Raw genomic sequence first — 13,487 nt, forward strand, 5'->3', positions numbered from 1 at the left:
TCGCAATTTTAATCCAAGGCTAACATGTCGCTTTTGTCCACATCTTTAAAGCGCCCTATTTCATCTTTAGTGTTGATTGGGGGCGTGGTTATTTTCTCCATTTTGTCGGCGACTCGCATTCCGATAGATATTTTCCCGAGACTCAACTCGCCCGTTATTTATGTGATTGAGCCGTATGGGGGGATGTCGCCCGCCCAAATGGAAGGTTTTTTTGCTACCCGAATGCAAGACCAATTTTTATATATATCGGGTATTAAAGAGATTCAAAGCAAAAGCGTTCAGGGGCTGACTATTGTCAAACTGGCTTTTTATGAAGGCTCAGATATGGCACAAGCTGCCGCCGAAGTAGCAATTCAGGTCAATCGTGCCATGAAATTTTTCCCGCCGGGTGCTCTGCCACCTCAAGTAGTGCGGTACGATGCCTCATCGGTACCAATTGGCGATTTGGTATTTAGTAGCAAAACCCGCCCCTTGAAAGAAATCCATGAGTTGGCCGTTACACGGATTAGACCCTTGTTTTCGACCATATCGGGCCTTACTGCCCCGCCGCCTATCGGTACTAACTCCCGCACGGTAGTTATCAATCTCGACCCTTACAAAATCCGTAGTCTAAATGTATCGCCTGATGAAGTAGTGGAAGCCCTTGCTGCCAACAACGTGATGACGCCCTCAGGAAACATCAGGGTCGAAAACAAAACGTATATTACGACGCTCAATTCGCTAGAAGAAAAAGTAGAAGATTTCAATCGTATTTCGATTAGTACAAAAGGCAATCGTAATATCTTTTTAAAAGACGTGGCGACCGTGTCGGATGGCTCCGATGTCACTACAGGTTACGCCCTCGTAAATGGCAGCCGCTCTTCTTATATCCCCGTTGTCAAAACCGCCGATGCCTCTACTTGGGATGTGGTGAGCCGTTTGAAAGCCAAACTCCCCGAAATGCGCAGTTTACTACCCGATGATATTGAGGTTTCGTATGAGTTTGACCAATCTATCTTTGTCATCAATGCCGTCAAGAGTCTGATTTTTGAGGGAGCATTGGGAGCTATCCTCACTGGCTTGATGGTATTTTTGTTTTTGGGCGATTGGCGAAGCTCCCTCATTGTGATTATCACGATTCCGGTCTCTATCATCACTGGCGTGTTTTTGCTCAATTTAGCAGGTCAGACCATCAATATCATGACCCTATCGGGGCTATCGTTAGCGATTGGAATCTTGGTAGATCAAGCTACGGTGACTATCGAAAATATCCACCAACATATCGAAATGGGCAAGCCCAAAAATCAAGCCGTTTATGATGCTTGTCGAGAAGTGGCTCTTCCTTTACTTCTGATTTTGTTTTGTATTTTGGCAGTTTTCGCCCCTTCTTTTATGATGTCGGGAGTGCCTAAAGCGATGTTTTTGCCTTTATCCTTATCCATCGGATTTGCGATGACGGTCTCCTACTTTTTGGCCCAAAGTTTGGTCCCTATCATGGCCAATTGGTTTATGTCAAACCACAAACATACGCCAAAAGAAGTTACGGATAAGCCTACTTTTTTTGACAAAATGCGTCACAAATTTATTATTCAAAACAAAACACTCCTAAAATCCAACAAGCTCATTGTCAGCGCTTACTTGGTGATTGTTGTAAGCTTAGCAGGAGTAGGCTTTTGGTATATTGGGAAAGATATTTTACCGCAAATCAACTCTGGACAGCTTGTTATCAGAATGAAAACTCCCGACGGTACACGTCTGGAGCGAACCGAAGAAAAAGTAGGAGAATTGTTGTCGCTCGTAGATGAAATATCAGGTGGCAACCTAGCCGTATCATCAGCCTATGTAGGGGTAGTTCCGACCAACTATGCTACTACCAATCTCTATGTAAGTACCACAGGTACCAACGACGCGGTCATCAAAGTAGCCCTTGACAAAGAATATCACACCAATATGCAAGATTTCAAGGAACGCCTGCGCACGGCAGTCCATGAAAAAATGCCCGACCTGACTCTTTCTTTTGAACCAGCCGACCTTACCGAAAAACTAATGAGCCAAGGCGCTAATACCCCTATTGAGGTTCAAGTAGCAGGGCGCAATATGAAACAAATTGAAGGCTATGCCCAAAACCTCGTGGAGGGACTATCCGAAGTACCTTTTTTGCGGGATGTGAGGATTGTACAACCCCTCAATTTCCCAGTGATTAAAATCAATTTGGATCGTTATAAATTGGCCATGATGGGACTCACTTTACAGCAAGTAGCTCGCTCTATCACCGCTTCTACTTCTTCCAGCCGATTTACCGAAAAAAACCAATGGCTCGACCGTAACTCCTCTTATACGTATCAGGTACAAGTCCAAATCCCCGAGCACGCCATGAGCAGCTTATCTCAGCTACAAGAAATTCCCCTTGTAGCGGGGCAAGTCAGACCCGTATTGTCGGATGTGGCCACTTTTGCTTTAGAAATGTCGCCGGGAGAATATTCTCGTACAGGCCCACGGCGTTTTTTGACCGTCTCCGCCAATGTCCACCACAAAGACCTTGGTAGTGCTACCACTGCGGTAGAAAAAGTAGTAGCAAACGCTGGTGAACTGCCAGCCGGCGTAGTTACCCAAATCAAAGGAATGTCTTCGTTATTGACCGAAACCCTCGATAGTTTACAAACAGGCTTGGGGATCGCTATTTTGGTGATTTTCCTGCTACTAGCGGCCAATTACCAATCTTTCAAACTTTCGTTGGTGGTGCTTTCTACGATTCCGGCGGTGATTGTGGGGGCGCTTGGACTTCTTTTATTAACAGGCAGCACCCTCAACTTGCAGTCTTACATGGGCATTATCATGTCGGTAGGTATCTCCGTGGCCAATGCCATTTTGATAGTTACCAATGCCGAACAACTTCGCTGGGAATACCGCGATGCTCATCGGGCGGCTATCGATAGCGCAGGGATTCGGCTACGACCAGTATTGATGACTAGCTTCGCCATGATTGCTGGCATGATTCCGATGGCCTTAGGTACGGGCGAAGCAGGCGAGCAAGTTGCGCCCTTAGGTAGGGCGGTGATCGGGGGGCTTATAGCTTCTACCTTAGCTGCGTTGTATATCGTACCTCAAGTATATGTATGGTTGCAAGGAAAAACTACTTTCCAAGACCCTTCATTGTTGCCCGATTCTACGCAAGACTCCAAAGACGAAATCATCCAAAATCATCAATTAGCTCATTAAGCTCTAAAACATATCTTAACAGTTAATGGCGCTTCACTTCTTGAGATTATTTACTCAAAATCAGAATGTTTAGCGACTTAAAATACCTAAAAACTTTTCTCAATTACTTAAATCACATGAGAATCTCTGAAAGCATTTATAGTGTAGTAACAGCAATGTTGCTGATACCTACTCTTATTCATTGTACGTCTTCTGAGTCGGACGAGGTAGCCCGTAAAAAGTCTACGAAAAAAGATAAGCCCAAAATTAATTTCGAAATTGGGACACCCTCTCGCCAAAAAGTGGGGCAAATGGTGCAGCTCCCCGCCGAATTTAAGGCTTTCCAAGAGGTGAATATTTATCCAAAAGCCGATGGGTTTGTGGAGCAAGTACTGGTCGATAGGGGCTCCATCGTACGCAAAGGCCAAGTGCTGATGATTCTGGACTCTCCCGAATCCGAAGAAAGACTCGTAGCGGCTCGCTCAAATACCCTCAAAGCCAATGCCCTGCTCGTAGCAAGCAAAGAGCACTATCGCCGCCTCAAATCTAGCAGTAAGGTACCCGGCTCGGTTTCGGCCTTAGATTTGGAAACGGCTCACGCCCGCATGATGGCCGATAGCGCCTCTCTACTTGGAGAAGAAGCCAATTTACGTGCCTTGACCAAAATCAAATCTTATCTCACTGTCACGGCTCCTTTTGATGGTATCATTACAGAGCGGAATGTGCATCCGGGGGCATTGGTAGGATTAGGAGCAAAAATGGAAGGCCCTATGATGGTGTTACAACAGCAAAACCCTCTTCGTCTGGTCATAGATGTACCCGAAACTTACGCCATGAGCCTAAAAAAAGGAGATGCTGTTTCGTTTTCGGTAAATACTCTGCCCAATCAAACTTTCCGTGAAAAAATCAGCCGAAGAGCTAGTAACATGAATGAAAAGTTTAGGTCCGAAACTGTCGAAATTGACGTCCCAAACAACGCTGGCAAATTCAAGCCTGGTATGTTTGCAGAAGTAATTCTCTCTGCTGAAGGAACTCCCAACGCACTGACCGTACCTTCATCGGCTGTCATTGCCTCTACCGAACGACAGTATATTGTCCGAGTAACAGACGGACGTGCCCAGTTTGTAGATGTAAGAAAAGGCCAACAATCAGGCGAGCTCACCGAAGTTTTTGGAAATCTCAATGCCGACGATAAGATTCTGCTCAATCCGCGAGATGACCTCAAAGAAGGAACCTTAGTCCAATAATCAATAGCTCATTCATGAAAATTTGGTTCGCCATAGGAGTGATTTGGTGGGTAGTGCCTCTCTATGCCCAGCTTCCCACTTCTCTCCCAACCAACGGTGTTTATCTTACTTTAGACGATTATTTACATCATCGGCTGACGCATCCGTTTATGAATAAAACCAAAGGGTTTCATGTACGCTTACCCAAAATGAATCGCTTAAAACTCGTCACTCCTGACTCTACTTATACTTACAAACTGACCGAAATATTTGGCTATCGTGAAGAAGGATACGATTGGTGTTATCGTGAGCATCAGCTCGTAGAAATCGTTTCCTATTACGCCCTATCCCCTTCTTCCACTGATGGATTATGGCTTTATCGTCGTCATGATTGGGGAGAAGGAAGTACCAATTTCACCTATTTTTTTAGCAAAAATCATTTAGATACACTTGTGTGGCTGAGCCAAAAGAAAATAAAAGAAGCTTATAAAAACGATTTTGATTTTCTCAATTTATTACAAAAAGTACGATGGAAAAGGATTTTGGATACCTCCACCACTACTCATAAGCCCTTGCTGATAGACATATACGCCACGGCTCATCAAAAGCCTTTGCCTGACAGTTACTAACATCCTCTCCGCTCATTTCTTATACTTTTAGTCCTTGTATCCGATAAGCATTCAAGATAGCCAATAAGGCTACTCCTACATCTGCAAAAACAGCCTCCCACATCGTAGCGAGGCCACCTGCCCCTAATATCAACACAATCGCTTTCACTCCAAATGCCAAACTGATATTTTGCCACACAATGCGTTTGGTTTGTTTTCCGATATGAATAGCCATCGGAATTTTGGAGGGTGCATCATCCTGAATAACAATGTCGGCGGTTTCGATGGTAGCATCACTTCCCAAACCTCCCATTGCGATGCCCACATCACTCAGGGCTATCGCTGGAGCATCGTTTACGCCATCTCCCACAAAAGCGACAGTCTCGTTTTTGGCTTTAAGAACCTTTACTTTGTTTACTTTATCTTCGGGCAACAAATCTCCAAAAGCATTTAGGATAGCGAGTTTCTGGGCTACGGCCTGTACCACCGTACTTTTATCACCGCTCAACATCGTTACTTTTATTCCCCATTTTTTTAGCGCATTCACCGTTTGGGAAGCATCTTCTTTGATTTCGTCGGCAATCGTCAGATAACCCACAAATGCTTTATTGAAAGCCACTGCAATGAGCGTATCAACAATACTTTGAGGATTTACATCATACTGAATCCCAAACTTATCCATCAATTTAAAATTACCAACCAACAGTTCATTGCCTTCAATGATGGCTTTTAGGCCATGTCCCGCTATTTCTTCCACCTCCTGAAGTGGGATAGAGACATCCGCTGCCCCCACATATTGATGAATCGCCGTAGCTACTGGATGGGTGCTTTTGCTTTCTAAAGTATTGACCATTTGAAGCATTTTGATTTTATCAAATTCTTCTTTAAAAACAACTTCCTGCACTTTAAAGACCCCTTTGGTCAGGGTTCCTGTTTTGTCCATGACTACATGCTGAATATTGGCCATTATGTCTAAAAAGTTACTCCCTTTAAACAAAATGCCATTGCGCGATGCAGCGCCTATTCCTCCAAAATACCCCAACGGAATAGAAATCACCAAGGCACAAGGGCAGGAAATAACCAAGAAAATCAAGGAACGATACAACCATGTTTTGAAGTCATAGGTATCCACAAAAAAGTAAGGCAACAAACAAATACCTAACGCCAACCCCACCACCATAGGAGTATATATTTTAGCAAACTTGCGAATAAAAAGCTCAGTGGGAGCCTTTTGAGCAGCGGCGTTTTGTACCAACTCAAGGATACGACTCAATTTGCTATCCTTGTAGGCAGTAGTGACTTTTACTTGAGCTACTCCGTTGAGATTTATCATTCCAGCCAGCACGCCTTCTCCTTTGGTTTTAGTATCAGGTTTGCTTTCACCCGTCAAAGCAGCCGTATTGAAAGATGCACTGTCAGAAAGGAGCACGCCATCCAAAGCCAGTTTTTCGCCAGCTTTGAGCTGAACAATAGCGCCAATTTCTACGAATTCGGCCTTTACAATGTGAGTTTGACGATTGTCCATCACCAACGTAACTTCATCGGGGCGCTGGTCTAGCAAGGCTTTGATATTGCCCTTGGCTCTTTTTACTGCTAAAGTTTGGAATACCTCTCCAACCGCATAAAAAAGCATTACTGCCACCCCTTCTGGATACTCTTGAATCGCAAAGGCCCCGACTGTAGCGATGGTCATCAAGAAAAATTCCGAGAAAATCTCACCTTTTGTTATGCTTTCAAAAGCCTCTTTTATGACTGGAAGTCCAACCGGCGCATACGCTACTAAATACCAGACGATACGTATCCATCCTCCAAACCAGTTTTGAGGAATCCATTGATCTAAAGCAATGGCGATTAGCAACAATACCAACGAAATGACAGAAGGTAAAAATAGCTGGAAAGTCGTTTGGTTTCCTGCCGAATGCTCATGGTCATGACCATCATCATCATCATGGTGTTCATCATGCTGATGTGTAGTGCAGCAAGTATCATCTTTGAGTAGCTCTTTTGCTCCTGCTTTAGTATATATTTGTTCTTCCTGAACACCACAAAGCTGCTTGCCTTGTGCGTCATAAATATGCTGATGCTCCATAACACTACATTGATTTACAAATCATTACAACAAAAAAACCAATTCTACTTTCATACTTAAATCAAAAATAAATTTTGAAAAATAGTAAGTAGTTACGCAGAATTTTGATATTCTAACTCCAGCCTTTAGGCTGGGGAAACAATGGCTTTGTACAAAAATCCCGCCTTTATTTTAGAGCATAGCTAAAACTCCTTCACCTTACGTTTTTCGCTAAAGTAGGTTTCTAAGGCCCTTTTTCCAAAGGCATAAAATACCACAGGTGTCACAATCATATCTAGCAATGTGCTGGAAATCAATCCTCCTAAAATCACCGTAGCCACAGGATAGAGAATCTCTTTGCCCGCCGCTTGGGGGTCTAGCATCAGCGGAATCAAAGCCAATGCCGCCACCAAGGCCGTCATCAACACTGGCACAAGCCGCTCCAACGATCCACGCACAATCATATGCTTTCCAAAAGTCTCTCCTTCATGCTCTACGAGATGGATATAATGCGAAATCATCATGATACCGTTGCGACTCGCAATCCCCGTCAGTGTAATAAAACCCACCAACGTAGCCACCGAAAACACTCCCCCCGTAAGACTTACCGCTACCACGCTACCCACAAGCGCTAAAGGTACATTTAGCATGATTTGCAACACCATACGGCTTGATTTGAAGTGGGAAAAAAGCACCAAATAGATTCCCAAAATGGAAAAAATGCTTAAAAGCGCAATCAACTGAGTAGCCGACGACTGACTTTCTATCAAACCAGAATATACCACATAATAACCAGCGGGCAGCTGCAACTGACCCACTTTTTTCTTGATTTCGTCAACCGCACTTCCCAAATCTCGCCCTTGGACATTAGCCGAAATCACCATACGGCGTTGGGTATTTTCGTGCATTACCTGATTGACAGTCACGGTTTGCTCAATGTCCGCAATCTGCTCCAGAGGCACAAGCCTCCCGTCGGGAGTACTGATTTGGGTATTGCGAATCGCTTCGAGATTAGAACGTTCTTGTTCGTTGGCCCGAACCAGAATATCAAAAGATTTTTGTCCGTCATAGATTTGTCCCGTTACTTTACCGTTATAAAAAACCTCCAACTCTTCCGCCACTTTGCCCGCTTGTAGCCCATAGCGTTGGAGGGCATCACGCTTGATTCGAATCAAAAGCTGAGGCACCATCACTTGTCGCTCAATGTTGAGGTCAGTGACACCCGCTACTCCTTGCATCACATTCTTGATTTCACCCGCTTTACTTCTCAGTTCGGTGAGGTCGTTGCCGTAAAGCTTTAGGGCTATTTGTGCCTGTACACCCGATAGCAAATGCTCAATTCTGTGCGAAATCGGTTGGCCTACGCTGATATTTACACCCTTGATCACCAACAGTTTTTTTCTAATATCGGCAATGATTTCCTCCCGACTCCGCTCGACTTCACTTTTGAGGGCTACTTCGATCTCCGAACGGCTCACCGGCTCCACGTGCTCGTCTAGCTCGGCTCGTCCTGTTCGACGGCTTGCATATTCGACCTCTGGCACTTGCAACATGAGTTTTTCGGCCAATGTCCCCATCCGATTCGACTCTTCCAAAGAAGTACCGGGTGGAGCAATGAGATTTATCGTAAAAGAACCTTCGTTGAAAGGAGGCAAAAATTCTGTACCAAAAAAAGGAATCGCTCCCATTGAAATCACAATCATCAAAATTGCCGCTCCTATGATAGACTTGGGGCGTTGTAAAGCCCAATCTAGAAGTCTAGTATCTTGTTTCTTGAGCCAACATACGATTTTTGTGTCTTCTTGATGCCCTTCGGCACCCAAAAAATTGCCCCAAAAACCCTTGTGCTGAGTTGATTGATTTTTACTGCTTAACAAATAGCTACACAGTACGGGCGTAACCGTGAGCGACACAAACAACGACGCCGTAATAGACGTAATATAAGCAATGCCCAAAGGTGCGAAAATGCGGCCTTCGATACCTTCCATGAAAAACAAAGGCACAAAAACCAATACTACGATAACAGTGGCATACACAATCGAATTCCGAACTTCCGAACTTGCTTCGTACACCACTCGTAATGTAGACTTAGGATTGCCTAAAGCTTTGTTTTCGCGCAATCGACGAAAGACATTTTCGACATCTACAATGGCGTCATCTACCAATTCTCCAATCGCAATTGCCAATCCTCCGAGTGTAAGGGTGTTGATAGAAACATGAAGCAATTGAAAAATAATAGCCGTAATCACCAACGACAACGGAATAGCCGTAAGGGTAATAACGGTGGTGCGTAGATTCATCAAAAACAAAAACAAAATAACCACTACCAATATAAAGCCATCTCGTAACGCCTCGACAACATTGTTAATGGAGTTTTCGATGAAGTTTTTTTGCTGAAAAATCTTGGGATTCAGTCTTACATCTTTGGGTAAAGCTTGCTGCAATTCGACACAGGCTTTTTCTATTTCGTTGGTAAGTGCCACGGTATTGGCACCCGGCTGCTTTTCTATCGCCATGATTACAGCAGGTTTTCCATTGATACTGCCATCTCCTCGTTTGAAAGCCGCGCCAAACTTCACTTCTGCTACTTGTTTAAGTAGGATAGGCTGCCCGTTGCGGCTTGTTATGACAGTATTCCCCAAGTCGTCTAGCGACTCGGCTCTTCCTACATTTCGAATCAAGACTTCGGTGCCGTATTCATAATAAAAATTCCCCGTGGTATTGCGAGTGGCTTGCCCGAGGGCTTTTTCGACTTCGTCGAGTCCTACCCCAAATTGTTTGAGCTTGGCACTTGATACCTGTACTTGGTACTGCAAACGGTCGCCTCCTATGGGTATCACTTGAGATACACCCTTGATAGTGAGCAATCTACGGCGTATTGTAAAATCAGCCAAGGTACGCAATTCAGCCGGAGTGGTGGTTTTATCGGCACTAAGGCCAATGTACATAAACTGCCCCATTACCGACGTAATCGGCCCCATGATAGGCATGATACCCGTCGGCAGCGAAACGGTTTGGAGTTTTTCGGCCACCAATTGCCTAGCACGATAGATGTCGGTATTCCAGTCAAATTCTACATACACCATGCCCAGTCCAATCGCCGAACTACTCCGCACAGCTTCCACGCCAGGCGCGCCATTGAGGGCTGTCTCTACAGGTAGTACTACTTGGGTCTCGATTTCTTCGGGTGCAAGGCCGTTTGATTCCAAAAAAATGGTGACTCGGGTACGATTCAAGTCGGGCAGGACGTCGATCGGAATACGCAGTGCCATGTAAGTACCAGCAACCAGTAAAATGGCCGCTGCCGCCAACACAATCGGCCGATTGTGCAGCGAAAATCGAATGATTTTATCAAGCATTTTTATATTTTCTGATAAGAAACTTTTGAAATAAACGGGCCTTTTCTCATTGATTTAAGAAAATCATTTTCAACTGATACGCAGACGATACTACCACTTTTTCTCCTGAATCTAGTCCATGTAAAATGGTCGTAGCGGTTCCGTTGTTGTGCCCTGTAGCCACATACGCCACCCGAAAACGTTCGGGTGCTTCTTTGATAAAAACACAGGGTTTTCCATTGATTTGATTGAGTGCTGCATTGGGCAAGGCCAAGGTTTTTGAGTCTTGCTTGGCCTGTACTCTCACCGTGACGTATTCTCCAATTTTGAAATCACCGTCGGGGTTTTCTACCTCAAACAACACCTTCTGTGATTGGTTGGCATTGACCATTTGCGCCGACGAAAGCAAACGCACTCTGCTAGTCTGGTGTTTATCAAAATCTCGTTGGCATACCACTTCAAAGCCGGCACTAGCGCGAATCTTTTCGGCGTCTTGTTCAAACACCTGCGCTTCTACGTATACTTTACTGAGATTGGTAACGGTAAAGAGCGTTTCGCCCAAGCCTACGGTAGAGCCGATAGCCACCACGAAAGGAGCCAACACGCCCGTAATGGGAGCAGTAAGGGCAATTAAGCGGCTGTTGCCTTTTCCACTTTGAGCGATGTTGTTGAAAACCTTGAGGTTTTCTTGGGCTTTTTTTAGCCTTGCTTCGGCTTCTGCCACTTCTCTTTTGGCCGCGATGTCCTCGATTTTTTTCAAGCGATCGTACTCTTTTTGAGCTACCGAAAGTTCCGCTTCAAGGTTGTTGCGCTCGGCTTGCAAGCTTACTTGCGTACTAGCATCGATATTTTGTTCTAAAACCGCCAAAGTCTGCCCCTTACTGACGCGCTGCCCTACACGCGCATTGAGCGACACAATCCGCCCCACCTGCGGTGTTTGCACCACAGCCATACCTGTCGAGGCCGGAATCACCGTTCCGTAGAGCTGCGTTGTCTCGCGGAAATCGCCCGTTTCTACCTTAGCCGTCAAAACCTCAAACAAAAACTGTGTTTCTTTAGGAACTTCAAACTCATCGGTCATTACAGCACTGGTTTTATTGCCTTCTCCTCCGTGGTCGTGGCCATCGTCTTGGGCTTGGCTAGGCTGATAACGCGCCGTAGGCAATAGCAACCCACTTACCCATAAAATCATCAAGAGTTTTTTGTGGCGAATCCGCATCAAAAAAAACATCAATACCATTCCTACAATCAACCCACCTATTGCCAATACATAGGGATTTTGATACCAAGCTTTTACTACATCCGCTTCTCCATGCACGTGCTCGGATTCATCATGCCCTACCAATACCTCTTTTAACAGTATCACATCAGGGCCATTGATTGCCTCTATTTTGACCGTTAGCACAAATTTCCGCTCTCTGCTAAACCTCGACGTAATTTCGTATATCCCTGCTTCTTTGGGCTTTACCTCAAAAGTAGCCTTCGAATCCAACGAAGCCGTAATAGCAATTTTGGCATTACTAATGGCCCGATTAGTGAGCGGGTCAGCCACATAAAGCGTCAGTTTCCCGTCTTCATTGGCATGTAGATGTTCATATTTTAAGACCAGCTCGTAACGCTCAGAAACGGCCTCCGACTTCTTCATTTTGATTTGTTCAGCAGCGGGTTCGTGTGCCCCGTGGTCGTGGTCATCGTGCACAGTACCATCGGCGTGTACGTGCTGCGCAAAAGCAAAGCCCCCTATTCCCCAAAGGGAGCATAGCAACAACAACTTTTTCAAAAAGCCCTTTTGGGGTTGGGGGCTTATTTGTATGTTTTTCATAGATTTCCTGTTAAATAATTGACCGTCAGTAGAGTTTGGTGATAAGAGCGCAGCGTATCCAAGTAGCGCAGTTTTATGTTATAGGCATCATTGGTAGTTCTTAGAAAACCTATGTAATCCGTCTGCCCACTCTCAAATAAGCGACGAGCCGTCGAAATCAATTCTTCTGCCTGCCCAATCGCCACGGCCTGAAAATAATTGAGTGTATTTCGATAGCGAATCAATTCGCCTTCGGCGGCTTGTAAATCGGTAGCAAGTGATACTTTTTGGGCTTCGGTACGCTGTTTGGCTATTTCGTAGCCTGTTTGGGCAGCCGAGATGCGGCTTTTGTACTGCCCCGCCCACAGCGGAATACTCACGCCTGCACGCCAGCGCAACCCCAAGTTGCTCTCTCTCGTACCTTGGTTATAATACCCCACCATAAAACCCGGCAGTGCATTGGCTCGCTCCACCTCAATGGTTTTTTGATTGATTACTTCCACTTGTTCAGCCGCTTTGATAATTGGATTTTGGGTAAAATCACTAGACAAAGAGGCAGTCATTGGAATGCTAGCCAATGGCGAAACCCTAAATTCTGTCGCCCCACCTTCTGCCTTAGTATTTCCGTGCATCAAAACTGCCAACTGAGCTTTGGCGGTCGTTAGTTGTTGAGTAGCTTCGGTCAGCGCATTGCGTACTTCAGCGGCTTGCATTTCGGCAAAAGTCAAAGCTAGTTTGTCGATAGTTCCTGCCTCAAATTGACGCTTGGCGGCCAGCCTTATCTGGTCGTAAACACTATCTTGGGCGGCGATTTGCGCTCGATTCGCTTGCGCCGCCTGAATCATCAAATAAATCGACTTTACCCGCCATTTGAGGTCGTTTTGGGTAATAGCCTGTTCTTTTTGAGCTAAGCCGATTTGTTGACTTTGAAGCTGTGCTTGATGTTTATAAACTGTTGGAAACCTTAGCGTTTGTTGTAAACCCAAAGTATAGAAATCGCCCGTAGGGCTGTCGAAAGTCACATCAGGATTGGGAATATTGCGCGCCGAGCGAACCAATTGTTCATTTTGATGAACATTCAAAGCCCCTGCTTTGAGGGCGGGACTATTTTTGAGGGCAGTTTCTACAGCTTCAGTTTCGGTAAGAAGCTGCTGTGCATGAGCCGATAAGCAGCTCAATAGCACGCCCATGAAAAGGATTTTTTTCATAGCAACATTGAAATGAAAGGAAATGATAAGTCATAGCAGACAGCAAGCTTCTGCGGTCTGT

The 13,487-nt window shown here is 45.1% G+C and carries 7 protein-coding genes; 3 read left to right on the forward strand and 4 right to left on the reverse strand.

What is annotated here, in order from left to right; genetic code table 11:
• Nucleotides 1-24: 24 nt before the first annotated feature.
• The 3 genes from G563_RS0107790 (at nucleotide 25) to G563_RS0107800 (ending at nucleotide 5,032) form a co-directional block, all read left to right on the forward strand.
• Nucleotides 25-3,198: an efflux RND transporter permease subunit gene (locus tag G563_RS0107790; RefSeq protein WP_028664833.1), complete on the forward strand. Its 3,174-nt coding sequence runs from the start codon at nucleotides 25-27 to the stop codon at nucleotides 3,196-3,198.
• Nucleotides 3,199-3,314: 116 nt separating this feature from the next.
• Nucleotides 3,315-4,424, forward strand: a complete 1,110-nt coding sequence (locus tag G563_RS33965; RefSeq protein WP_051210819.1) for an efflux RND transporter periplasmic adaptor subunit — start codon at nucleotides 3,315-3,317, stop codon at nucleotides 4,422-4,424.
• 14 nt (nucleotides 4,425-4,438) lie between these two features.
• The gene (locus G563_RS0107800) at nucleotides 4,439-5,032 is read left to right on the forward strand and encodes a hypothetical protein (protein ID WP_028664834.1); all 594 of its coding nucleotides are present in this window, start codon (nucleotides 4,439-4,441) and stop codon (nucleotides 5,030-5,032) included.
• A gap of 19 nt (nucleotides 5,033-5,051) precedes the next feature.
• On the opposite strand, the gene G563_RS0107805 is transcribed toward G563_RS0107800, so the two are convergent.
• The 4 genes from G563_RS0107805 to G563_RS0107820 all read right to left on the reverse strand — a co-directional run bounded on the left by G563_RS0107805 (nucleotide 5,052) and on the right by G563_RS0107820 (nucleotide 13,426).
• Nucleotides 5,052-7,100, reverse strand: a complete 2,049-nt coding sequence (locus tag G563_RS0107805; RefSeq protein WP_028664835.1) for a heavy metal translocating P-type ATPase — start codon at nucleotides 7,098-7,100, stop codon at nucleotides 5,052-5,054.
• A gap of 182 nt (nucleotides 7,101-7,282) precedes the next feature.
• Nucleotides 7,283-10,438 (reverse strand): efflux RND transporter permease subunit, encoded by a 3,156-nt coding sequence (locus G563_RS33970; protein ID WP_037326139.1) that lies wholly within the window; start codon nucleotides 10,436-10,438, stop codon nucleotides 7,283-7,285.
• Between the two features lie 46 nt (nucleotides 10,439-10,484).
• Nucleotides 10,485-12,239 (reverse strand): efflux RND transporter periplasmic adaptor subunit, encoded by a 1,755-nt coding sequence (locus tag G563_RS0107815; protein ID WP_028664836.1) that lies wholly within the window; start codon nucleotides 12,237-12,239, stop codon nucleotides 10,485-10,487.
• The gene (locus tag G563_RS0107820; RefSeq protein ID WP_028664837.1) at nucleotides 12,236-13,426 is read right to left on the reverse strand and encodes a TolC family protein; all 1,191 of its coding nucleotides are present in this window, start codon (nucleotides 13,424-13,426) and stop codon (nucleotides 12,236-12,238) included. Before G563_RS0107820 ends, G563_RS0107815 begins: the two co-directional genes overlap by 4 nt.
• Nucleotides 13,427-13,487 lie beyond the last annotated feature (61 nt).

It is taken from the genome of Runella zeae DSM 19591, assembly GCF_000423565.1.
GTDB classification, from domain to species: domain Bacteria; phylum Bacteroidota; class Bacteroidia; order Cytophagales; family Spirosomataceae; genus Runella; species Runella zeae.

Excerpts from the sequence above, each read along its gene's own strand:
- G563_RS0107790 (WP_028664833.1), top strand. The coding sequence starts at position 25 with ATGTCGCTTTTGTCCACATCTTTAAAGCGCCCTATTTCATCTTTAGTG.
- G563_RS33965 (WP_051210819.1), top strand. The coding sequence starts at position 3,315 with ATGAGAATCTCTGAAAGCATTTATAGTGTAGTAACAGCAATGTTGCTG.
- G563_RS0107800 (WP_028664834.1), top strand. The coding sequence starts at position 4,439 with ATGAAAATTTGGTTCGCCATAGGAGTGATTTGGTGGGTAGTGCCTCTC.
- G563_RS0107805 (WP_028664835.1), bottom strand. The coding sequence starts at position 7,100 with ATGGAGCATCAGCATATTTATGACGCACAAGGCAAGCAGCTTTGTGGT.
- G563_RS33970 (WP_037326139.1), bottom strand. The coding sequence starts at position 10,438 with ATGCTTGATAAAATCATTCGATTTTCGCTGCACAATCGGCCGATTGTG.
- G563_RS0107815 (WP_028664836.1), bottom strand. The coding sequence starts at position 12,239 with ATGAAAAACATACAAATAAGCCCCCAACCCCAAAAGGGCTTTTTGAAA.
- G563_RS0107820 (WP_028664837.1), bottom strand. The coding sequence starts at position 13,426 with ATGAAAAAAATCCTTTTCATGGGCGTGCTATTGAGCTGCTTATCGGCT.